This window comes from Mycobacterium sp. E796 (assembly GCF_001672815.1).
GTDB lineage: Bacteria > Actinomycetota > Actinomycetes > Mycobacteriales > Mycobacteriaceae > Mycobacterium.
On the sequence record NZ_LZKK01000244.1, the window covers coordinates 1 to 20483 of the forward strand.

The following is a 20483-nucleotide window of genomic DNA, read 5'->3' on the forward strand; positions in this document are numbered from 1 at the left end:
CCTGCTGCAGCGCCTCGTCGGTGAACAGCCAGCCGGAGACCTCCAGCTGCCCGAGTTTGTCGGCGGCGCGGCGGCGCAGCAGCGTCGTCTCGACCAGCACCGGCGCCCGGTCGCCGAACCGGGCGCGCACGGCGGCGATGTCCGCGACCCGCGTCACGTCGGTCAGCTCGAATTCGGCGACGGCGTCCAGCGCCGCGGTACCCGGTTCCGAGCGTAGGTAGCTGACGTCGTCGGTGCTGATTCTGATTGCCCGACTCCTCCTCACGCCGCTACGCGGCCCGCATCATCGCCGGGCGGAGCCCACTCAGGAGGGTTTGACCCCGGTCACCATCACGTTGTAGAACCAGCCCTTCGGCACCACGTGCCGCCACACGTTGGCGTCCACCCAGCTCAGCGTCTTCCAGCCGTTGAAGGCGAATTTCGCCCAGCCCCAGCCGAGCCGCCCCGGCGGTACCGCGCACTCGAACGTGCGAAGCGGCCAGCCGAGCATCGCGGCGGTGAACTCGACGGTGGCGGTCCGGACATCGCCGCCGTGCGCGCCCGGTTCGGCGACCGGGCGCCGGTGCTGGTCGAGACGACGCTGCTGCGCCGCCGCGCCGCCGACAAACTCGGGCAGCTGGAGGTCTCCGGCTGGCTGTTCACCGACGAGGCGCTGCAGCAGGCCACCGCCGCGCCGGTTGCGTTGCACCGGGCGTCGCGGCTGGCCCGGGCGGGCGTGGCGGTGCACGACGCGACCTGTTCGATCGGCACCGAGCTGGCCGCGCTGCGCGCCGCGGGCGTGCGGGCGGTGGGCAGCGACATCGACGCGGTGCGCCTCGCGATGGCGCGTCACAATCTGGGCGCGGCGACCGGCCTGTGCCGCGCCGACGCGCTGCAACCGGTGACCCGCGACGCGGTGCTGCTGGTCGACCCGGCGCGCCGCCTCGGGGGACGGCGGCGGACGCGCGTCGACGATTACGCGCCCGCCCTGGGCCGGGTGCTGGAGACGTACCGCGACCGTGACCTCGTCGTAAAGTGTGCCCCCGGAATAGATTTCGACGAGCTGCGCCGTCTCGGTTTCGACGGCGAAATCGAGGTGACGTCGTATCAGGGGTCGGTGCGGGAAGCATGCCTGTGGTCGGCCGGGCTGTCGCGGGCGGGAGTGCGCCGGCGGGCGAGCGTCCTGGATCGCGGGGAACAGCTCACCGACATCGAACCGGACGACTGCCCGGTGGGCCCGCCCGGGCGGTGGATCGTCGACCCCGACGGAGCCGTCGTGCGGGCCGGTCTGGTGCGCCACTACGCCGCCCGGCACGGGCTCTGGCAACTCGACCCCGACATCGCGTACCTGTCCGGGGATCGCCTGCCGCCGGGGGTCCGGGGTTTCGAGGTGCTCGAGCAGCTGGCGTTCGACGAGCGCCGGCTGCGGCAGGCCCTGGCGGCGCTGGGCTGCGGGGCGCTCGAGATCCTGGTCCGCGGGGTGCGCGTCGACCCCGACGCGCTGCGGCGCCGGCTGCGTCCGCGCGGAGACCGGCCGCTCTCGGTGGTCATCACCCGCATCGGCGCCGGGGCCGCCGGCCGTGCGACGGCCTTTGTCTGCCGGGCGTCCCGGTAGGCTGGCGGCGTCACACCTGGTAGGCGCCCCGCCCTAAATCCGCGAGGACAATTCACGATGCGTTACCTGATAGCGGCCGCGGTGCTGGCTGCCGCGGTCCTACCGGGCTGGCCGGCGGGCGCGGAGCCGGCGTCCTGCGCCAGCCTGGGCGGCACCGTCGAGGCCGGCCAGATGTGTCAGGTGCACGCCACCGGCCCCACCTACATGCTGAACCTGACGTTCCCCGCCGACTACCCCGACGAACAGGCGCTCGTCGACTACATCGCGCAGAACCGCGACGGGTTCGTCAACGTCGCGCAGGGATCCGGGACGCGCGACCAGCCGTACCAAATGGAGGCCACCACCGAGCAACACACCGCCGGACAGCCGCCGCACAACACCCGCAGCGTCGTGCTGAAGTTCTTCCAGGACCTGGGCGGTTCCCGGCCGACAACCTGGTACAAGGCGTTCAACTACAACCTCGGGACCAAGCAGCCGATCACCTTCGACAACCTGTTCGCGCCCGGCACCGCGCCGTTGGACAGCATCTTTCCCATCGTCCAGCGTGACCTGAACCGGCAAAACCCGCTGGGGGCAGTGATATTGCCGTCGACCGGGCACGACCCCTCGCACTATCAGAACTTCGCCATCACCGACGACCAGCTGATCTTCTACTTCGCGCCCGGCGAGATGCTGCCGGCGTTCGGCGGCCCGACCCAGGCGGAGGTGCCCCGCAGCGCCATCCCGCCGCTCGCCGTGTGAGTCGTGGGCGGCGACACGCCGACGAGCTCCGCCCAAGCCGCACACCAAAAGCCGCGAATTCACGTTCAAACGCGTAGCCGGCTCAGACGGGCCCGGCCAGCGTTTCGATCGCCGCCGCGCCGATCGCCAGCCCGACCTGCGCCACACAACCGACGACCGGGACGAAAAACGCCGTTCGGCGCCGGATGAGCAGGGCCACCGCGACGGCGACGTCGGCGACCAGGACGGCGGCGCCGCCCCAGACCCCCAGCATCATGGCGCGGTCGAGCCAGGCGGGGTCGCCGCACTTGACGGCGCCGCACGGGTCGGTGCCCATTACGAACAGGCCCAGCAGCACATACGTCGCCGCCAGCAGGAATCCGTGGACGATGAGCAGGACGACGGTCGCGACGACGTCCGCGGGGCGGCTGCGCGCGCTCATGCCGGCCCGAATCCATAGACCTGACCGTCGCTGGTGGCGGCCACCACCCGGCGATCGTTGCCCACCGACACCCCGACGGGATACCCGCTGGCCGCCGGAAGCGGATAGCTGCCCAGCGTGCGCCCGTTGCCCGGGTCGAACACCAGCACCGACATCCCGGGTGCGCCGTCCGCCGGTGGACCGCCAACGACCACGTATCCGGCGCCGCCGCCGGCCAGGCTCGACGACGACAGCGGCGTCGCGTCGTCGCGGCGCCACGCCGGGTCGGCGTGATCCCCGGCGTCCTTGAACGCCGCCAGCCGCGTGTTGGGGCCGCCGCCCGACACGATCAGCCCCTGCGGGGTGACCGCGGGCGGCGTCTGCGCCAGAAAGCCAAGTGGCGCAGACCATTTCGGTTTACCGTCGGCGGCGTGCAGGGCCCACAGCCGTTGGTCGCGGCCGTTGACGTAGACGGTCGAGCCGTCGGCGGACAGCACCGGGCTGGCGATGACACCGGCGCCGACGGCATCGCTGGTCCAGTCCCGGGTGATCAACGGCGTCTGGCCCGGGTGGTACTTCAGCCCGACCAGCCCGGCGGCCGGGGTGCCGGGCTGCCAGACGCCCAGCACCGCGGTCCCGTTGACCGGTGAGTAGGCCGGTGCCGCCGCGACCGGGCAGCCCGGCCGGGCGGGCGCGCAGTCGGCCAACCCGCGCGTCGCGTCGGTGGGGTCGACGCCCTCCACCAGATCGAGCGGGCTGCCGACCACCTCGCCGCGGTGCGAGTCGAAAACCAGCACCTGTCCCAGGTGCGTGGTGACGAGCAGTTGGCCGTGCTCCAAAAACCTTGGGGTGGTGGGCATTCCGATCACCGGCTGGCGCCACCGCGTCCACTGGGTCACCGGAAACGAGAAGAAGGTGCCCGGCTGGCCGACGTACAGGTTGTCGAAGCCGTCGAACAGCGGGCCGGCGAAGCCGCCGCCCTGGACCAGCCGCACACACCAGCGTTGGCGGCCGTTGTCGTCGGCCTCCCACTCCATCAGCGAACAGCCGGCCGGGGTCTGCGCGTTCAGCGCGAGATAGCCGCGAGCGCTCATCGCCGCCCCCGACCCGAGGCTGCCCTTGACCGACCGGATCCACTGCAGCGACAGCTTGGCGGCGCCGCCGGTCGCAGTGTAGCTGCTGTTGGCGGCGTCGCCGTATTGCGCCGGCCAGCCCTGCGCGGGGGAGGCCTCCACCCACGAGTCGGTGTTGCCGCAGCCGCCGAGCCCGACCGCGAGCCCCGCCGCCAAGGCGGCACACGAGCCACGCCGAAGCCCACGCAGGAGATGTCGGGCAAGCACCTCGGGTTTCCAAGTCCTTCTACGTTGCGGGGGCAGCGGGCGAGTACAGGTGAGGGTAACCCCTGACGGCTCCGATAGGCTTTCCGGCCATGACGAGCATGTGGAATGCTCCGCTTCACCGCCGCTGGCGTGGATCGAACCTGCGCGACCCCCGCCAGGCCAAGTTCCTCACGCTGGCCTCGCTGAAGTGGGTGCTGGCCAACCGGGCCTACACCCCGTGGTACCTGGTGCGCTACTGGCGGCTGCTGAAATTCAAGCTGGCCAACCCGCACATCATCACCCGCGGGATGGTGTTTTTGGGCAAGGGCGTGGAGATCCACGCGACACCGGAACTCTCGGAGATGGAGATCGGCCGGTGGGTGCACATCGGTGACAAGAACACCATCCGCGCGCACGAGGGCTCGCTGCGGTTCGGCGACAAGGTGGTGCTCGGCCGCGACAACGTCATCAACACCTACCTCGACATCGAGCTCGGCGATTCGGTGTTGATGGCCGACTGGTGCTACGTCTGCGATTTCGACCACCGGATGGACGACATCAACATGCCGATCAAGGACCAGGGCATCGTCAAGTCTCCGGTCCGGATCGGGCCGGACACCTGGGTCGGGGTCAAGGTGACCGTGCTGCGTGGCACCTCCATCGGGCGCGGCTGCGTGCTGGGGTCGCACGCGGTGGTGCGCGGCGTCATCCCCGACTACTCAATCGCGGTCGGTGCACCGGCCAAGGTGGTCAAGAACCGCCAGCTGTCCTGGGAGAGCTCGGCCGCACAGCGCGCCGAACTGGCGGCCGCGCTGGCCGATATCGAACGCAAGAAGGCGGCGCGCTAGCCCGCTTTATTCGGGGTGATCGTCGACCTTGTAGTCGAAGCTGACGTCGCCCGCGTCGACGCCGGTGACGGTGACGGCAATGCCGTACTTCTGTCCGCCGTCGGTGAGTTCGCAGCGCAGCGTCGCGCCCTCGACGCCCTTCAGGTTGTCCGGGCACGTCACGGAGTCGGGCTTGCGGCCGACTTGCTGGGTCAGCTTGTTGCTGAGGATTTTCGCGACCTGGTTCTTGTCGACCGTCTCGACCATGTCGAACTTGACGTCGTTGCCGTTGACGCTGGTCACGGTGACGTTGACGTTGAAGGTCTGGTCTTTGACCTTCATCGTGCAGTTCAGCTGCGCGCCGACCGCGGCCGGCAGGTCGTTCGGGCAGTCGACCGATTCGGGCTTGTTGCCGGCCGCGTCGGTCAGCTTGGCGGTGATCTGGTTGGCGACGTCGCCCTTGCTCACCGCGTGTTTCGAAGACACCGAACACGAACAGGCGCCGGCGCCGGCCATGATCCCGGCGGCCGCGCCCGCCACCAACAACGTCCGAACGAACGAGCGAGCCATGGCGCCTCCCGGGGCGAAATCGACGAGAACTGTGAGTCGGCTGATAATTGCATGCCAACCAGCTGCGGGTCCATGGAATCGCTCAGATGCTGTGATAGCGGCGCAAGGCTTCGGCGCGTTCGGCTCCGTGGTCGACGATCGGTGCCGGGTATGCCTGCGGCCGTTCGCCTTTCCTCAGGTGCGGGTCGTCGGCTCCGCGCAATTCGGGAACCCAGCGCCGGATGTAGTCGCCGGACGGATCGAACTTCTCGCCCTGCGCGGTCGGGTTGAAGACCCGGAAGTACGGCGCCGCGTCGGTGCCGGATCCGGCGCACCACTGCCAGCCGTGCTGGTTGTTGGCCATGTCGCCGTCGACGAGCTGATCCAGGAACCATTCGGCGCCCCACTGCCACGGCAGATGAAGGTCCTTGACCAGAAACGACGCGGTGATCATCCGCACCCGGTTGTGCATGAAGCCGGACTCGCGAAGCTGACGCATCCCGGCGTCGACGATGGGGAACCCGGTTTGGCCGGCCTTCCAGGCCTCGAAGCGGCGCTTGGCGTCGGGCCCGGCGTCGGTGGGGATGTTGTCGAACCGCGCGTTCCAGTTGCGCCACGCGCTGGCCGGCCGGTGGTGCAGCACGTCGGCGTAGAAGTCGCGAAATGCCAACTCCCGCAGGAAGGCCTGCGCGCCGGCGCCACGCAGGTCGAGGTCGGCGACCATGGTGCGGGGATGGATGGAGCCGAATTTCAGGTACGCCGACATCCGGCTGGTGCCTGCCCGGTCCGGCCGATCGCGGTCCTGCCCGTAGCGCTGTAACCCGTTGTCCACGAACGACTTCCAGAGCCGGCGCGCCGACGCCTCACCCGCCGCTACGTCGAGCGCGGCGCCCGGGTCGGGGATCTCGCACTGCTGGATCCCCAGCCGCCCCGGATCGAGCCAGCGCGCGGAGGCGGCGCTCGACTTCGCCGGCGCCCGCCAGCCGACGTCGCGCCACTGGCGCAGAAACGGTGTGAACACTTGATAGGGGGAGCCGTCCTGCTTGGTGACGCGGCCGGGTGAAACCAGGTACGGCGAGCCCGTCGCCACCAACGGCACGGAATCCAGTGCGGCGCCGACACGTTGGTCACGGCGTCTTCCATAGGGCGCGAAATCCTCCGAGATGTGCACCGCGGAGGCGCCGATTTCCTTGGCGATGCGGGGGATTGACGTCTCGGGGCGTCCGCGGGTCACCAGCAGCCGACCGTCGAGGTCGTCGCGCAGGCGGCGCAGCGAGTCACCCAGGAATTGCAGCCGGCGCCGCCCCGACGAGGCCTCCAGCCTCGGATCGAGGACGAAGCAGGCGAGCACTTCCTCGCCGTGCTGGGCGGCGGCGGCCAGTGCGGGGTGATCGCGCAATCTCAGGTCGCGACGAAACCATAACAGCGTCGGCATGATTCAGCGGTTGAGCCGCCAGATGTGCGTGGACAGGGCGGTGGCGAAGGCGCACCACAGCGGGTAGGGGGCCAGCGCTGCTCCTGCCTTGCCGTCCGCCTGCGCGGCCCGGCGCGCGAGGTCGGCGCTGCTGACTGCCAGCGCCGCGGCGCCGAGCGCGGAGGCGCCGAGCTTGTGATAGCGGAAGAACAGCCAGCTCCATCCGGCGTTCAGCGACAGGTTCAGGCCTAGCGCCGCGGCGTAGCGGCGCGCCTCGTCGTGCCGCCCGGCCGCGCGCAACCGGTCGATGACCACCGCGGACGTCGCCGCGATATCGGTGTAGAGTCCGGTCCAGACGACGGGGAAGGCGACGCCGGGCGGCTGATAGGGCGGCTTGCGAAGCCGGGAGTACCAGGCGGGCACGCGGTTTGGGCTGGCGATGCTTCCGGTTCCGGCGGCAACGGCGACGGCGAGGGCGGTCGCGGCCACGATCGACGGTTTCACGCTCTGCTTCCTTTCGGTTGGGTGGGATCGGTGGGCCACCAGATGCGGTCGCCGATAAGGGTGAACAGCGCGGGGATGACCAGGGTGCGCACGACGAAGGCGTCGAGCAGGATGCCGAGGCCGACGATGATGCCCAGCTGCGTCGGCGGATCGTCCCAATTCACGCTACAAGTATTTCAGTGATTTAACCATTAATCAAGTTAACAATCACGGCTTGGCGCGGTATGCTGCGATTCTGATGGAAGCCACCACCGACCGTGTTCGGCTCGAGGCGCTGATCGCGGCCGACGCGCGTGCCCTGACCGCCGAATCCGACCAGATGGGTCGCGTCTTCGCCGCGGCGCACCAGTTGGGCCCCAGTGATTTTCGCGCCTTGCTGCATATTCTGGTGGCCGAAACGGCGGGAGCCCCCCTGACCTCGGGGGAGTTACGTCAGAAGATGGGCCTGTCGGCGGCGGCGATCACCTACCTGGTAGAGCGGATGATCAATTCCGGGCACATTCGCCGCGACACCCACGCAGACGACCGCCGAAAGGTCATTCTGCGCTACTCGGATCCCGGGCTGGACACCGCCCGCTCGTTCTTCACCCCACTGGGACTGCACACCCGAGCCGCGCTCAACGACCTGCCCGACGAGGATTTGGCCGCGGCCCACCGGGTCTTCACTGCGCTGATTGCCGCAATGCGCCACTTTCAGAGCGAATTGAGTTGACCTCCCTGAATGTTCGACGGTGCCATCGCGCCAGCGAGCCGGGCGCCCACCAGTTCCGGCCGCCGAGCACGTGCATGAAGGCCGGCACCAGCAGCATCCGCACCAGCGTCGCGTCGACCAGGACCGCGATGGTCAGGCCCAGTCCGAACATGCGCATGAACGACACCCCGGCAGAAGTCAGGGCCGCGAACGAGATCGACATCAGCAGCGCCGCGGCAGTGATCACCCTGCCGGTGCGCGCCAGGCCCAGCGCGATGCTTTCGTCGTTGTCCAAGGGCGTTCGGGGTGATTCCAGCCAATACTCGCGGATCCGGGAAAGCAGGAAGACCTCGTAATCCATGGACAATCCGAACGCGATGCAGAACATCAGCACCGGGACGTTCGCCACCAGCGTGCCGGTCGGTGTGGTGCCGGCCGCGCCAAGGTGCCCGTCTTGAAAGATCCACACCAGGGCGCCGAACGCGGCGGTGAGCGAGAGCATGTTGAGCAGTACCGCCTTGATCGGCAGCAGCACGCTGCCGGTGAGGAGGAAGAGCAGCACCAGCGTCACGACGGCGATGAACCCGAACACCAACGGCAAGCGGCTGGTAATGCCGTGCACGCAATCACGATTCGTTTGTGCCATCCCGGTGAACTGCGCCGGTTGGTTTCGCGGCGGTTCGATCGCGTGCAGCCGGTCCAATTGCGCCTCGGCCGCCCGGGTGTAAAGGGGCGCGGCGCTGTCGATGGTCAGATAGGCGCTGCCGGTTGCCATTCCGCTTGGGGCCGTCGGCGGGCCGCTCGGCTTCCCGGCGACGAAGGTGCCGGTCGGCGCCGATACCGCCGCGACATCCGCAACGAGGGACAACCGCATGGCGTAGTCGTCCAGGTCGCCGGTGGTGAGGCCCGCTGCGTCGGGCAGGACGACCTTGATCTCATTACCGGTGCGGAAGTCGCTGCGGATTCGGTCGCTCACGGCCCGCGCCGACGAGGACGTCGGCAGTACCCTATCGTCGGGATAGCCCCACCTGACGCCCAGGAACGGTGCGCCGAGGGCGAGCAGTACGGCGCTGATCGCCAGACCGACCGGGATCGCTTGCCGCATCACCGCTTTGGCAATCCGATACCAGGAGCTGTGTTCCAAGGTCCGCGGCGGGGGTGCGGGGCGCCGGAGGAGCCGTCGGCCCAGCGTCCACATGTTGAGCGCGTCGAGACGGTCGCCGAGCAACGCGATCGTCGCCGGCGCCAGGATCGTCGCCGCCAAGGCGGCGAACGCCACCACCGCGGTGCCGGCGTAGGCGAAGGACTTGAGGAAGTACATCGGGAACAGCGCGGTTGCGGCCAATGCCAGGGCCACCGTGATCGCCGAGAACAGCACGGTGCGGCCGGCGGTCGTCACGGTCCTCACCAGCGCCTCGTCGTGGTCGGCCCCCTGCGCCAGTTCGTCCCGGTACCGGCTGATGATCAGCAACGTGTAGTCGACGGCCAGGGCGAATCCCAACGCCGCCGTCACGTTGAGAGCGAAGATCGATACGTTGGTGACCAGTGCGATCGCGCGCAACACGGCGAGCGAACCGAGGATCGCGACTCCGCCCACCGCCACGGGCAGTGCCGCCGCGAGTATTCCGCCGAAGACCCACACCAGCGCGACGAAGCTGAGCGGTATCGCGATCATTTCCATCCGCAGCAGGTCTTTTTCGGTCTGCTGGTTGACTTGTTGGTAGACCAGCGCCGACCCTCCCGCTCGCACCGTGACGCCCTGATGCTCGCCCATGAAACGCTCCGCCAGCGTCCGGGCACGGTCGGGTGCGCTGTTTTCGTCGCCCTTGAGTGCCGCCAGGATCAGCGCCGTCTTTCCGTCGGCGCTGAACACGCCCGGGTTGGCTTGCGCGGCCCAGGGTGAGGTCACCTGTGCGACGAAGGGCGATTGGGAAAGCTGCTGGACAATGTCGGTGCCCACGGCCTGTGCGGCCCCGTCTCTGGCCCCGTCGGGAGAACTGACGAGCAGAACCAAATCCATGCCGCCCTGGTTGAACTTCTCGGCCAGCGTCGCGGCCGCGCGGGCCGATTCGGATGCCGGGTCGAGAAATCCTCCGGCGGACAGCCTGGATGCGGCCGGTATGCCGAAAACCGCTGCGGCAATGACGAATACGACGGTGATGCCGATGATCCGTCTTGGCGCGGCGACGGCGAGTCGGGCGATTCGCGTTAGCATGTACCGCCCTCGTGGTGATCCGCGCTGAATGGCTTGGGCCGGCGCTCCCTGCTCGAGATTACGTTAAGATTCTTAACCATTCAAGTACTTAAATAAATTCGGAAGTTGCACTAGGCTGGCGGCCGGGGATGGCGGATTGACCGGCGCGGGCCTGGGTACCACCCGATAAGCAAGGAACGAGGTGAGCAGTGTGATCGGGTCGATGGGAGCCATGATCGGCGGGGTGATCGATGCGGCGGGGTCGGTGGTCGGCTACCGCCACGGCACCAAGGAGCCGGACTACACCGCGGAGCAGCTGACCCGGGATGTCGAGCTCCGGCACTACGGTGCTCGGATCGCCGCGGAGACGACCGTCGTCGCGGACGAAGAGGCCGCCCGCTATGCCGGGTTTCGCCGACTAGCCGGTTACATATTCGGTGGCAACCGCGTCCACGAGAAGATCGCGATGACCGCCCCGGTGGCCCAGGAGGCGGCGGGCGAGCGCCGATGGGTGATCCGATTTTTCATGCCTGCCGAAAAGACGCTGGACTCACTGCCCGAGCCCGACGACGGAGAAGTCAGGTTGGCGGCCGTGCCGCCGGAGACGGTTGCGGTGCACCGCTTCACGGGCAGCCGCAGCCGCCGTGCCATCGCTGCGCACACCGCCAGATTGCTGACGGCGCTGCGCGAGACCGGATTCGAGGCCGTCGACACGCCGACCGCCTGGTTCTACGATCCGCCGTGGACCGTTCCGGCGCTGCGCCGCAACGAGATTGCCGTGCCGGTGGAGCCGACGGCCTGACCATGCGCCCATCGACACTTTTTGCCTCCGCCGCGGCGGTGATCGCGACGGCGACGGTGGGTGGCCTGGCGACCCGCTCGGCGGCCCAGTCGGGGTGGTACCGCCAACTGCGCAAACCCACCTATCAGCCGCCGCGGTCGGTGTTTCCCGTCATCTGGCCGGCGTTGTACGCCGACATCGCGGCGGTGTCCGCGGTCACCCTCGACCGGCTGCGCGACGGCGGGAACGCGCCGGCGGCCCGCTCCTACCTCGGTGCTCTGGTGATCAACCTCCTGCTGAACGCCGGCTGGTCGTGGGTGTTCTTCAATCGACGCCACCTCGGGGCGGCGGTCGCGGTGAACGCCGCGCTGACCGCGAGCAGCGCCGACCTCACCCGGCGCGCCATCGCCGTGCGCGGGAGGCGCGCAGTGTGGCTCTCGGCGTACCCCGCCTGGTGCGCGTTCGCCTTCGCCCTGTCCGCCCACATCTGGCTGCTGAACCGCCGCCGCAGGATCGACGCGCCGTGACAACCGACCGCGGCGAGATGACCACCCGCAAGCGCCGTCACATCGACGTGTGCCTCGACGGGGACGTCGGCTATCACGGCCTGACGACCGGCCTGGAACGCTACGCCCTGCCCTACAACGCCCTGACCCAGACCAACCTTGACGACATCGACCTGCGCACGGAATTTCTCGGCGCGCGGCTGCGGGCGCCGATTCTGATCGGCGCCATGACCGGGGGGGCGAAACTGTCGGGCACCATCAACCGCAACCTGGCCACGGCCGCGCAACGGCTCGGCATCGGAATGATGCTGGGCTCGCAGCGGGTGATGCTGGACAGCGCGCTGGGGGAGCGCGCCGCCTCCAGCTTCGCCGTGCGCGACGCGGCGCCGGACGTGCTGTTGCTGGGCAACATCGGCCTTTCCCAGTTCACCAAGGACGCGGTGCCGGACATCGTTCGAGCCCTCGACCGGGTGGGCGCGAATGCGCTTGCGGTGCATACCAATCCGCTACAGGAGGCCATCCAGCGCGGTGGCGACACGGACTTCGCCGGGTCGCTGGACCGGCTGCACGACGTGGCCGGCATGCTGGGCTACCCGGTGCTGTTGAAGGAGGTCGGTCACGGGATTGGCGGCGCCGCGATCGGCCAACTGCTGCGCTCGTCCGGGGAGCTACCGGTGGCGGCCATCGATGTGGCCGGCGCAGGAGGAACCTCCTGGTCGCGCGTCGAGCAATTGGTCCGCTACGGCGAAGTGCGCTACCCCGACCTGGCGGACTGGGGCATACCCACCGCGCAGGCCATCGGGGAGGTGCGCGCGGCGCTGCCCGACGTCCCGCTGGTCGCCTCGGGCGGAATCCGGACCGGCATGGACGCGGCCAAGGCGCTGGCGCTGGGCGCCGATGTGGTGGCCGTCGCCCGGCCGCTCTTATCCGCGGCGATCGAGTCGGCGGCCGCGGCGACCGCCTGGCTGCAGCGATTCATCGACGAGTTCCGCATCTGCCTGCACGGGTGCGGCGCGGCGGAGGTGAAAGCGCTGCGAGACGTTGGCCTGACGCCTCTTTCGTAGCGGCGACGGCGGATGGCGGTGATACTGGCGTACGGATCGCCTGCGCTCGGTCATGCCTACCCCATGGCCGCCCTGCTGACCGAACTGGGCGGGCGGGGCCATCGAGCTCACCTGCTGACCCTGGCCCGCGGGGTTTCCGCGCTGCGCGCGGCCGGCATCAACGCCGAGGCCGTTGACCCGCGAATCGAGGCCATCGCCGGCCGGGATTGGCTGGCGCCCAACGCGTTAGGGGTCCTCAAGGAGACGATCGACGTGCTGTGCCGACGCGCGGTGATCGAGGTCGACGATCTGCGTCGCGCGCTGGCGCGGCTCCGTCCCGACGCGGTGTTGGTCGACGCGAACTGCTGGGGAGCGATGGCGATGGCCGAGGCGAGCGGCGTTCCGTGGCTGGTGTTTTCGCCGTTCACGCCCTACCTGAGGTCCCGCTCGGCGCCGCCTTTCGGACCCGGCTTGCGGCCGCTGCCCGGACCGGTCGGGATGATCCGAGACGCGTCCATGCGCCCATTTGTGCGCCACCTGTTCGACCGCCGGATCGTGCCCCGGGTCAACGCCGTCCGCGCGGAACTCGGCTTGCCGCGGGTGACGTCGGTGGATGGGCTGATGCGCCGCGCGCCGCTGATGTTGGCGGTCGGCGGCGAGCCGTTCGAGTATCCGCATCCCGATTGGGGCCACGTGCACTTCATCGGTGCGTGTGAGTTCGAGCCCGCCCCCGCCGCCGCGCCGGAGTGGATCACCGGCATCGACCGCCCCATCGTTTTGGTCAGCACTTCCTCGATCGCGCAGGCCGACGCCAAACTCGGCCGAATCGCCCTGCAGGCGTTGGCCGCTGAACCGGTCCACGTCGTCGCGACGTTCCCCGCCGGTGTGCCCGACGGGCTCCCGCACACCTCCAACGCCACGGTGTGCCGCTTTGCGCCGCACGGCGCGGTCCTCGACCGTGCGGTCTGCGCCGTCACCCACGGCGGGATGGGCACCACGGTGAAGGCCCTGGCCCGGGGTGTCCCGGTCTGCGCGGTGCCCTTCGCCCGCGATCAGGCCGAAGTGGCGCGCCGCGTACAGGTGGCCCGCTGCGGGACGCGGCTGCCGGCCAAGAGGCTCACCGCGGCACGCCTGCGCCTCGCCGTGCGCGAGGCGACGGCGATGGCGGCGGGCGCCCGCAAGGTGGCCGCCGGATTCGCCGCGACCGGCGGCGTGGCCCGTGGTGCGGACCTCATCGAGCAGCGCCTACTGCACGGGGTGCTACGGCGCGGCCTTTTGCCGCCGGGCGGGCGCTGACGGCCTGGCCGGCCGGTCGGACAGCTCGCCCTCGAACGTCGACATCGCCCCGATCATCGCCGTGAAAACCCGATGAGCGGCGATCAAATCCTTGTCGCTCAAGTCCGCCATGGCCTCGCTGAGGTGAAGACCGAGCGGCCGGAAGAAAGCATGCGCCAGCGTCATGCCGCTTTCCTCATAGCGCAGCAACCACTTTCGTCGGTCCTCGGGGTCCGCCTCGCGCCGAATGTGGCCCGCTTCGATCATCCGATCGACGAGATAGGTGATCGCCGCCGGGGAGACGTCCATGCGCTGCCGCAATTCGGCCAGGGTCAACGGTTTTCCCGCGGTCTCGCTGACCATGATGTGCAGGAGCGCGTGAAAATCGCTGCTGCCGACCTCGTTCGTGCGCGCGAAGTGGCGGCCGATTCGATCGGATTGCGCCGTGATCGCTCGCATGTCGGCCGACAACTGCCTTTCCAGCTCAGCCCGGCCGGGCGGCGGATCTTGCGCACGGCGCTTGCTCACCTACCCGCATCCTTCATCAGACCACCAGCGTATCCGTGCCCCTCTCGGGGACCTAGCGCGACGTGCTGCGCGCCGGGAACGAACCTACCGGAGCCGTCGCACGACCACTTCTCGAGTTCCGGCGCTTTTTCGCCAGGGCGATCCATGACGTCACGGCGGCGAGAAAGGCGACGGTCTGCACAGTACCGGTTCGGCCGGCCGGGTAGACCACACCCGCGACGTAGTGGTCGACGAACCCGGTGCTGGGCAGTGGTGTCATGCCGGCTCGTAATCGCGCCCAATCTTCCAGGGAGGTCAGCGGACACGGCACGGGCAGCGCCACGACCGCCAGGCCCCAGCACACGCTCGCCAGGTGCAGCCAGATGGTGCGGGGCCACCGCAGCGCGAGGAAACCGCCGCACGGCACGTAGCAGAGGTAGGCGAAGTGCGCGCCCACGCTGACCACCACGAGGTACTTAAAGCAGGCGAAATGCGCTTTCGTCATCGTCGGTTCGGACTTCCGCTGGCGGCCCGTGCTGAGGTAGGTCCATGCTAGCCACCCGTGCGAAGTCGATACCGGCGTTCGGCGTAGGCCAGGTCGTCGCGCCACAGCCGGTTGGAGGCATAGCGCATCAGCGGTGTGATCAATGGGGCCGCCCGGCGCGCCGTCTTGAAACCCGGGCGTTGCGATGTCGCGACGGTGGCCTCCAGGACGGCAACGCGCGGCGAGCCGTCGTGTCCCAAACCCATTGGTGTTGCGTGGGTTTCGACGACGCTTCCCGTCCCCTCGCCCTCGACGATGCGCATGACGACCGTGCGCGCGTCGGGCGTGGTGAATTCGGCGATGACGGGCACGCCGAGGCGACCCATCCGGAAGGTGACCGAGACCAGGAAGCGGTCGTCTTCCTCGGTGGGGGTGGTGAGCACCTCCAGCCGGGTGAACGAGTAGGGGTGGAACCACGCGCCGTGCCAGGGGTCGAGCCGGTTGGCGACGACGTCGGACGGTTCGCAGCGACCGACCACGCGAGTGACCGCCGTCAGGGTGTCAACGGACGGCCTCGGTACGACGACCGGCCGATCCGTCGGGGCCTCTGCACCAACCGAATCGAGGCGCACCCACGCCAGCACACCGTCGTCGTGGCTGGGAAACGGCTGCCAACGCAATTCGCACGTTTTGCCGTCGAGCGCCAGCCCGTGCCATCGGCAGTACAGGACGCCCTTGCGCACCAGGCCGGTGGCCAGGTCGGCGCCCAGGTGCGGGCAGGTGGCCGGACCGACTCGCAGCCGGCCGTGGTCGTCGCGCCAGGCCACCAGGTCGATGCCGGCGACCCGCGCACCGTGGGCGTGAGAAGTGCGCACGTCGCGGCTCGCGGCAAACGCGAACCAGTTTCCGGTCGCCCGGCGCCCCGACCGCTCCAACGCGGCGTTGATGATGCCCGGCTGCGCGTCGCGGTAGGTCGGGCGCTGCTGTGTCCATGAGACACGCGGGATTACGCCGACCGGCCAATCTTTCGAGCGCCGACGCAGGCGGTCGCCGACGCTCATCGCGGCCGCGCCAGTGACCGAAGCAGCGCGGACCGCCCGCGCGTGGGGACGGTGCACAGCGCGTGGCCGGCAATGCCCCACGATGCCAGCAGCTGGTTGGCAGCCGACCATCCGGTGGTGGCCGCCCGTTCCATCAGCGCGACCGGCAGGTCGACACGGATCCCGTCGCCGGCCAGCACCAGCCCGGGCTGCGGAGTGGCCACGGTCGGCCGCTGCAGGAAGGTTCCCGGTGCGAACAGGGGGCAGTCGTCGCGGCGCAGCACGCTTTCGTAAGCGACCCGGGCCCCGGCCGTTTCGGGATACAACTGGTGCAGTTGGCCGATCGCGGCCCGATCGGGGGATTGGGAACTGGCCGCGTACGAATGCAATTCGACGACCGACCCGCGGTGTTGGCGTGCCCACACCGCGGCCTCCCGTTCGTAACGCTCCAGCACGCTGATGTTGTCGACGGGCGGATGACCGGCCGTGCCGAGGAAAGCGGGCCGGTCCGAATCGACGGCCTTCTCGAGCCATAGCCGGTGCACCACGAAGGACGGCGCGGTGCGCAACCGGCGTATCCGGGCGCGCCACGGATCGTCGCCGAGGCCGGCAGACGCCGCCACCACACGCTGCAGGCCACCCACGTCGAGCGCCAGCACCACCGCGTCCGCGTCGTACCGAGCGCCCGAATCGGTATGAACGTCAAAGGCTTTCGTCGCTCCGGGCGTGACACAGGACGCTTGTGTGCCGAGGTGCACTCGAACGCCCCGCTCGTGCAGGTAGTCCCGCAGCGGATTCCACAGGCTCACTTGGAAGTTCGCGGTGGCGACGTCGAAGATCAGGCCCTCGCTGGAACCGAGGAAATAGATGTGGAACATGGTCGCCAGCTCCGCGGCGGACAATTGTGCCGGCTCGGCGAAGAAGCTGCGGGAGAACACCTCGAACGCCAGGTGGCGCGCGGACTCGGGAAAGTTGATGCTCTTGAGGAAGGTTTCCGCGTCGATGTGGTCGAGCCGCCGGTAGATGTCGGGCACCGACACCGCCGCCAGCGGTGCGGCGGCCCGGCCGTTGATGCGCACCAGGTCGCCGAGTGAAAATGTCGGGCTGCGCAACGCGAATGCCAGCGCGTTCCACGGCGGGGTGCGCGGCAGGCCGCGGAAGGTGTCGCGCCGTCCGGCGCCGTCTATCAGTGGGTAGTCGCTGACGGGGGCGAGCATGCGCAGCCGGGGATCGACCCGGCGGAGCAGCGCGCGCAGGTTGTAGTACTGGCGGAAGAAGGCGTGGAATCCGCGGTTCATCGCGAACTCGGCGCCGTCGTGGTGTTCGGTCCAGCCGCCCACCCGGCCGCCGAGGTAGTCCTCGCGTTCGACGACGTCCACGGAGACGCCGCGTTCGGCGAGCGCGGTGGCGGCCGTCAGGCCGGCGATCCCGCCGCCCACGACGACGGCGCTCGGCCGCGACGACAGCGCGCCCGCGTCGGCGAGGCCGGGTGTGGCGGGGTGGACGCGCCGGCGGCGGTCGGTCATCGCGGCGCCTCCCCGACAAACGTGTGGACGACGTTGTGCTCCCAGCCCGGCATCGTCTCGCTGCGCACGCCGGTGAAGCCGGCGTCGCGCATCCGGCGCCGCAACCGCGCCGCGCCGTCGAACGCGAGGACGCTGCGCCACAGGTGCCGGTAGAGCGCGGTGTCGCGGGTATGCCACCAGCCGGCGGGGACGATGATGCCCCAACACACCGCGTGCCAGACCAATCTCGCCGTGACCGAATCGCGCACCGAGTACTCGTGCATTGCCAGGGTGGCGCCGGGGGCGAGCAGGGCGCGAAACGCTTGCAGCTGACCGTCCGGATCCGCGAGGTTGCGCAGCAGGTAGGCGGCCAGGATGCCGTCGAACGGTCCGGTGACGCCGCATTCCTCCAATTCTTCGACGCGGGCGTGCACGAACCGCACCGACGGTGGCCACGCCTTCGCCCGTGCCACGTCGAGCATTCCGTTCGCGGCGTCAACCGCGACGATCTCCGCCTCGGGCGCCGCCGCCAGCAGCGCGGCCGTCGACGCGCCGGTGCCGCAGCCCGCGTCGAGCAGACGTAGGCCCCGGCCGCGTCCGGGCAGCCGCATGCGGCGCGCCGACAGCGCCAGGTTCGCGTGGTAGTACGGGTTGGCGCCGACCAGCCGGTCGTACGCCGCGGCGCCGGCGTCGAAGGCGCCGGGCACCTCGTTGCGGGGCAGACCCGCCTTATCGGCGCGCACGCTGTCGCTCCCACAGCAGCAGCACCGCGGTGACCAGCGCGAAGCCGAACAGGAAGTCCTCGACGGGAATGTCGAACGGAAACCGCACACCGACGGTATGCCGCTCGTTGTAGATCACGATCGGGGCGCTGCGTTTCGTCAGCCAGCCGTCGACCAATACCTGAAAGCCGAGCACGATCACCATCGACACCCAGTAGGCCGGCCGCCGAAACAGGTTGGTGCGCAACAGCGCAAACTCCAGCGCGAGGACGACCAGGACGGCCGCCACGGCCGGCACCGTGTAGCCGAGCCCGGTCATCGGCGCCTGCCCCTTTCGAGGATGGTCGTCACCGCGTTGTAGGTCAGCACGGCGCACACCGGAATCACCACGAAGAACAGCACTTCCTCGATCGGCACCCCGAACGGAATGTGCAGGCCGGTGATGTATTCGCAGTTGTACGTCCACACGCCGTTGGCGATCGCCACCGCGTCCCAGACGAGGAACACCGCCGCGACCGGAATGACCGCGCGTGCGAGGCGGCGCGGTTGGCGGTAGACACCGGCGCCGAACAGCTCGAGCGGCGCGGTGATCGCCAGGCACAGGCCCAGGACGATCAGGTACTGCCACCGTTCGCTCACCACGCGGTCCTCATCCTGGCCCGCCACGACCGCACCAGCGCGCCACCGGCGACCCGAAGCCGCCGCGCCGTGCCGACGGTGGCCCGGTGCGTGAACACCGAGAAATCGCTGGCCTCAATGCGATCCAGGATTTCGGAGTACAGCGTCAGCGCGGTCGCCACGCACGGCCGGGACCGCGGCGCCAGCAGGGCGATCCCGTCGGCGGCGAAACGGTAGATGTCGCGGGTGATCTGGTGCTGAGCCGCCAGGGCGGACCGGACGCGGGGATCAGTGCGCCGGTGCACGTGACACCACATCATCAGTTCGCGATCCACGCCGAAGGCGGCGAGTTCGTCGGCCGGCAGGTAGATCCTGTTCCGCGCCAAGTCTTCGTCGATGTCGCGCAGGAAGTTGGTGAGCTGAAACGCGCGGCCCAGCGCCGCCGCATACGGGGCGGCCGCGCCGGTGGGGACGTCCGGACAGACGGTTCCCAGCACCGGAAGCATCTGCAGGCCAATGACTTCCGCGGAGCCATGCATGTATCGGTTGAGCGCCGCCCGGTCGCGATAGTCGGTGACGGTGAGATCCATGCGCATGGAGTCCAAAAAGTCCGCGAACAGGTCCGCGGGAATCCCGTAGCGACGCGCGGTGTGGGTGACGGCGGCGAGGATGGGCTCGTCGTGGTGGTCGCCCCCGTCGAAGAAGCGATCCGACAGCCGCTGCAGCCGGTCCGCCCGCTCGGAGACGTCCAGGTCCGGATTGAGCTCGTCGAGAATGTCGTCGGCGTGGCGGGCGAAGCCGTACAAAGCGTGCACGGCCGGGCGCTGGTCGGGAGCGAGCAGCCGGGTGGCGAGGAAGTAGGTGCGGCCGTTCTCGGCGGCGATCCGCCGGCACCTCCGATAGGCCTCGCGCAGCCCGTCTTCGTCGATTCCGGCGGCGTCCAATTCGGTCCGGATCATCGCGATCCCGCTTTCAGGTCGAGCGTTCGGGTCGTCGTGCGCGTTGGCGTGCCGGTGATGCGGTCGGCGGCCAACCGCCCGGAGATCAGCGTGGTCGGCACGCCCACCCCGGGCAGGGTCGACGACCCGGCCAGCACCGCGTTCTCGATGCCGCGCACGGTATTGGCCGGCCGGAAGGGCCCGGTCTGGGCGAACGTGTGGGCCCACGCGAACGGTGTGCCGGCGGCCATGCCCTGGCGGGCCCAGTCGGCCGGGGTATCGACGTGCAGCAGTCGGGCGTCGTCGCGCACGCCCGGCAAGAGCCGGTCCTGCACGATGTCGAGGAGGGAGTCCGCGTAGGCGCCGCCGATGGCCGACCAGTCGATCTCACCGCGCGACAGGTTGGGGGCCGGTGCCAGCACATAGAGCAAATCGCGGCCGGCGGGCGCCAGGCTCGGGTCGCCGGCCGTCGGGCGGGTCACCAGCAGCGAGGGATCGGCCATCAGGCGGCCGTCGCGGATGATGTCGGTGAACGTCTGTTCCCACGCCGAGCCGAAAAGAATGCTGTGGTGGGCGTTTTGCGACGGCACGGCGCGGCAGCCCAGGTGCAGCACCACCGCCGAGGGCGCAGCGCGCAGCGGAAGGATCCGGCGCGGTTGCCGGCCCAGCAGGCGGTAGGCCTGGGGCAGCTCGGTCGTCAGTACCACCGCGTCGCAGTCGATGCGCGCATCCCGGTCGGTGTGGACGGCGGTGATCCGCTGCCCGCTGCGCTCCAGCCGGGTGACCGTCGACCCGTAGCGGAACCGCACCCCGGCGTCGGCGGCGGCCGCC

The 20483-nt window shown here is 69.6% G+C and carries 22 protein-coding genes and 4 pseudogenes; 8 read left to right on the plus strand and 18 right to left on the minus strand.

Going from position 1 to position 20483, the window contains the following annotated elements; translation table 11 throughout:
* Together A5706_RS18195 and A5706_RS34385 are read right to left on the minus strand one after the other, a co-directional pair.
* Window positions 1–265: pseudogene (locus tag A5706_RS18195) on the minus strand (class I SAM-dependent methyltransferase); the annotation flags it as partial.
* Window positions 266–304: 39 nt separating this feature from the next.
* Window positions 305–526, minus strand: a pseudogene (locus tag A5706_RS34385) (SAM-dependent methyltransferase); the annotation flags it as partial.
* Here A5706_RS34385 and A5706_RS18205 point away from each other — a divergent pair.
* Both A5706_RS18205 and A5706_RS18210 read left to right on the plus strand, forming a co-directional pair.
* Window positions 521–1594: pseudogene (locus A5706_RS18205) on the plus strand (class I SAM-dependent methyltransferase); the annotation flags it as partial. The pseudogenes A5706_RS34385 and A5706_RS18205 sit on opposite strands and share 6 nt — an antisense overlap.
* A gap of 57 nt (window positions 1595–1651) precedes the next feature.
* Entirely contained in the window at window positions 1652–2335 is a 684-nt protein-coding gene (locus A5706_RS18210) for an esterase (RefSeq protein WP_068133263.1), read from the plus strand.
* 82 nt (window positions 2336–2417) lie between these two features.
* On the opposite strand, the gene A5706_RS18215 is transcribed toward A5706_RS18210, so the two are convergent.
* Window positions 2418–2756: a hypothetical protein gene (locus tag A5706_RS18215; RefSeq protein WP_068133265.1), complete on the minus strand. Its 339-nt coding sequence runs from the start codon at window positions 2754–2756 to the stop codon at window positions 2418–2420.
* Entirely contained in the window at window positions 2753–4057 is a 1305-nt protein-coding gene (locus A5706_RS18220) for a PQQ-binding-like beta-propeller repeat protein (protein WP_068133322.1), read from the minus strand. The genes A5706_RS18215 and A5706_RS18220 overlap by 4 nt, the downstream gene beginning before the upstream one ends.
* Before the next feature lie 107 nt (window positions 4058–4164).
* Here A5706_RS18220 and A5706_RS18225 point away from each other — a divergent pair, with 107 nt between their 5' ends.
* Window positions 4165–4902, plus strand: a complete 738-nt coding sequence (locus tag A5706_RS18225) for an acyltransferase (protein ID WP_068133267.1) — start codon at window positions 4165–4167, stop codon at window positions 4900–4902.
* A 6-nt stretch (window positions 4903–4908) separates the two neighbouring features.
* Here A5706_RS18225 and A5706_RS18230 read toward each other — a convergent pair whose 3' ends face one another.
* The 4 genes and pseudogenes from A5706_RS18230 to A5706_RS32415 form a co-directional block, all read right to left on the minus strand.
* Window positions 4909–5451, minus strand: coding sequence for a DUF4333 domain-containing protein (locus A5706_RS18230; RefSeq protein WP_068133270.1), 543 nt, complete (start codon window positions 5449–5451; stop codon window positions 4909–4911).
* 82 nt (window positions 5452–5533) lie between these two features.
* On the minus strand, window positions 5534–6865 hold the full coding sequence (locus tag A5706_RS18235) for a deoxyribodipyrimidine photo-lyase (RefSeq protein ID WP_068133274.1): 1332 nt from the start codon (window positions 6863–6865) through the stop codon (window positions 5534–5536).
* Between the two features lie 3 nt (window positions 6866–6868).
* On the minus strand, window positions 6869–7348 hold the full coding sequence (locus A5706_RS18240; protein WP_068133279.1) for a TspO/MBR family protein: 480 nt from the start codon (window positions 7346–7348) through the stop codon (window positions 6869–6871).
* Window positions 7345–7491: pseudogene (locus tag A5706_RS32415) on the minus strand (MMPL family transporter); the annotation flags it as partial. The pseudogene A5706_RS32415 and the gene A5706_RS18240, both read right to left, overlap by 4 nt.
* A 95-nt stretch (window positions 7492–7586) precedes the next feature.
* Between A5706_RS32415 and A5706_RS18245 the strand changes: the two are divergent.
* A complete protein-coding gene (locus tag A5706_RS18245) occupies window positions 7587–8060 on the plus strand; it encodes a MarR family winged helix-turn-helix transcriptional regulator (RefSeq protein WP_068133282.1) in 474 nt (157 codons plus the stop codon).
* On the opposite strand, the gene A5706_RS18250 is transcribed toward A5706_RS18245, so the two are convergent.
* A complete protein-coding gene (locus A5706_RS18250) occupies window positions 8011–10254 on the minus strand; it encodes an MMPL family transporter (protein WP_068133286.1) in 2244 nt (747 codons plus the stop codon). The genes A5706_RS18245 and A5706_RS18250 overlap by 50 nt on opposite strands.
* Window positions 10255–10444: 190 nt before the next feature.
* On the opposite strand from A5706_RS18250, the gene A5706_RS18255 reads away from it, so the two are divergent.
* Genes A5706_RS18255 through A5706_RS18270 form a run of 4 tightly spaced genes read left to right on the plus strand, consistent with a single transcriptional unit; the run spans window position 10445 to window position 13859 of the window.
* Window positions 10445–11035, plus strand: coding sequence for a heme-binding protein (locus tag A5706_RS18255; protein WP_082964478.1), 591 nt, complete (start codon window positions 10445–10447; stop codon window positions 11033–11035).
* 2 nt (window positions 11036–11037) lie between these two features.
* A complete protein-coding gene (locus A5706_RS18260; RefSeq protein WP_068133292.1) occupies window positions 11038–11541 on the plus strand; it encodes a TspO/MBR family protein in 504 nt (167 codons plus the stop codon).
* A 17-nt stretch (window positions 11542–11558) separates the two neighbouring features.
* The gene (gene fni / locus A5706_RS18265) at window positions 11559–12584 is read left to right on the plus strand and encodes a type 2 isopentenyl-diphosphate Delta-isomerase (protein ID WP_197517883.1); all 1026 of its coding nucleotides are present in this window, start codon (window positions 11559–11561) and stop codon (window positions 12582–12584) included.
* Window positions 12585–12596: 12 nt separating this feature from the next.
* Entirely contained in the window at window positions 12597–13859 is a 1263-nt protein-coding gene (locus A5706_RS18270; protein ID WP_068133297.1) for a glycosyltransferase, read from the plus strand.
* Here A5706_RS18270 and A5706_RS18275 read toward each other — a convergent pair.
* The 9 genes from A5706_RS18275 to A5706_RS18315 form a co-directional block, all read right to left on the minus strand.
* Window positions 13824–14366 carry a MarR family winged helix-turn-helix transcriptional regulator gene (locus A5706_RS18275; protein WP_068133303.1) on the minus strand — a complete coding sequence of 181 codons (543 nt, stop codon included), beginning with the start codon at window positions 14364–14366 and terminating at the stop codon, window positions 13824–13826. The two genes, A5706_RS18270 and A5706_RS18275, sit on opposite strands and share 36 nt — an antisense overlap.
* Window positions 14367–14418: 52 nt before the next feature.
* The gene (locus tag A5706_RS18280) at window positions 14419–14850 is read right to left on the minus strand and encodes a DUF2784 domain-containing protein (RefSeq protein WP_068133306.1); all 432 of its coding nucleotides are present in this window, start codon (window positions 14848–14850) and stop codon (window positions 14419–14421) included.
* Window positions 14851–14897: 47 nt separating this feature from the next.
* Window positions 14898–15890, minus strand: coding sequence for a DUF5914 domain-containing protein (locus A5706_RS18285; protein ID WP_068133324.1), 993 nt, complete (start codon window positions 15888–15890; stop codon window positions 14898–14900).
* Window positions 15887–17395, minus strand: coding sequence for an FAD-dependent oxidoreductase (locus A5706_RS18290; protein WP_068133308.1), 1509 nt, complete (start codon window positions 17393–17395; stop codon window positions 15887–15889). The genes A5706_RS18285 and A5706_RS18290 overlap by 4 nt, the downstream gene beginning before the upstream one ends.
* The gene (locus A5706_RS18295) at window positions 17392–18117 is read right to left on the minus strand and encodes a trans-aconitate 2-methyltransferase (protein WP_068133311.1); all 726 of its coding nucleotides are present in this window, start codon (window positions 18115–18117) and stop codon (window positions 17392–17394) included. The genes A5706_RS18290 and A5706_RS18295 overlap by 4 nt, the downstream gene beginning before the upstream one ends.
* Window positions 18104–18415 (minus strand): lycopene cyclase domain-containing protein, encoded by a 312-nt coding sequence (locus A5706_RS18300; RefSeq protein ID WP_068133314.1) that lies wholly within the window; start codon window positions 18413–18415, stop codon window positions 18104–18106. Before A5706_RS18300 ends, A5706_RS18295 begins: the two co-directional genes overlap by 14 nt.
* A complete protein-coding gene (locus tag A5706_RS18305) occupies window positions 18412–18735 on the minus strand; it encodes a lycopene cyclase domain-containing protein (protein ID WP_068133325.1) in 324 nt (107 codons plus the stop codon). Before A5706_RS18305 ends, A5706_RS18300 begins: the two co-directional genes overlap by 4 nt.
* Complete coding sequence (locus A5706_RS18310) at window positions 18732–19673, minus strand: phytoene/squalene synthase family protein (protein ID WP_068133317.1); 942 nt, start codon at window positions 19671–19673, stop codon at window positions 18732–18734. The genes A5706_RS18305 and A5706_RS18310 overlap by 4 nt, the downstream gene beginning before the upstream one ends.
* A partial coding sequence (locus A5706_RS18315) for an FAD-dependent oxidoreductase (protein ID WP_197517882.1) occupies window positions 19670–20483 on the minus strand: 814 nt, incomplete at its 5' end. The genes A5706_RS18310 and A5706_RS18315, both read right to left, overlap by 4 nt.

Coding starts and splice junctions, on each gene's coding strand:
- A5706_RS18210 (WP_068133263.1), top strand. CDS start 1,652: ATGCGTTACCTGATAGCGGCCGCGGTGCTGGCTGCCGCGGTCCTACCG.
- A5706_RS18215 (WP_068133265.1), bottom strand. CDS start 2,756: ATGAGCGCGCGCAGCCGCCCCGCGGACGTCGTCGCGACCGTCGTCCTG.
- A5706_RS18225 (WP_068133267.1), top strand. CDS start 4,165: ATGACGAGCATGTGGAATGCTCCGCTTCACCGCCGCTGGCGTGGATCG.
- A5706_RS18230 (WP_068133270.1), bottom strand. CDS start 5,451: ATGGCTCGCTCGTTCGTTCGGACGTTGTTGGTGGCGGGCGCGGCCGCC.
- A5706_RS18235 (WP_068133274.1), bottom strand. CDS start 6,865: ATGCCGACGCTGTTATGGTTTCGTCGCGACCTGAGATTGCGCGATCAC.
- A5706_RS18245 (WP_068133282.1), top strand. CDS start 7,587: ATGGAAGCCACCACCGACCGTGTTCGGCTCGAGGCGCTGATCGCGGCC.
- A5706_RS18250 (WP_068133286.1), bottom strand. CDS start 10,254: ATGCTAACGCGAATCGCCCGACTCGCCGTCGCCGCGCCAAGACGGATC.
- A5706_RS18260 (WP_068133292.1), top strand. CDS start 11,038: ATGCGCCCATCGACACTTTTTGCCTCCGCCGCGGCGGTGATCGCGACG.
- fni (WP_197517883.1), top strand. CDS start 11,559: ATGACCACCCGCAAGCGCCGTCACATCGACGTGTGCCTCGACGGGGAC.
- A5706_RS18270 (WP_068133297.1), top strand. CDS start 12,597: ATGGCGGTGATACTGGCGTACGGATCGCCTGCGCTCGGTCATGCCTAC.
- A5706_RS18280 (WP_068133306.1), bottom strand. CDS start 14,850: ATGACGAAAGCGCATTTCGCCTGCTTTAAGTACCTCGTGGTGGTCAGC.
- A5706_RS18285 (WP_068133324.1), bottom strand. CDS start 15,890: ATGAGCGTCGGCGACCGCCTGCGTCGGCGCTCGAAAGATTGGCCGGTC.
- A5706_RS18290 (WP_068133308.1), bottom strand. CDS start 17,395: ATGACCGACCGCCGCCGGCGCGTCCACCCCGCCACACCCGGCCTCGCC.
- A5706_RS18300 (WP_068133314.1), bottom strand. CDS start 18,415: ATGACCGGGCTCGGCTACACGGTGCCGGCCGTGGCGGCCGTCCTGGTC.
- A5706_RS18310 (WP_068133317.1), bottom strand. CDS start 19,673: ATGATCCGGACCGAATTGGACGCCGCCGGAATCGACGAAGACGGGCTG.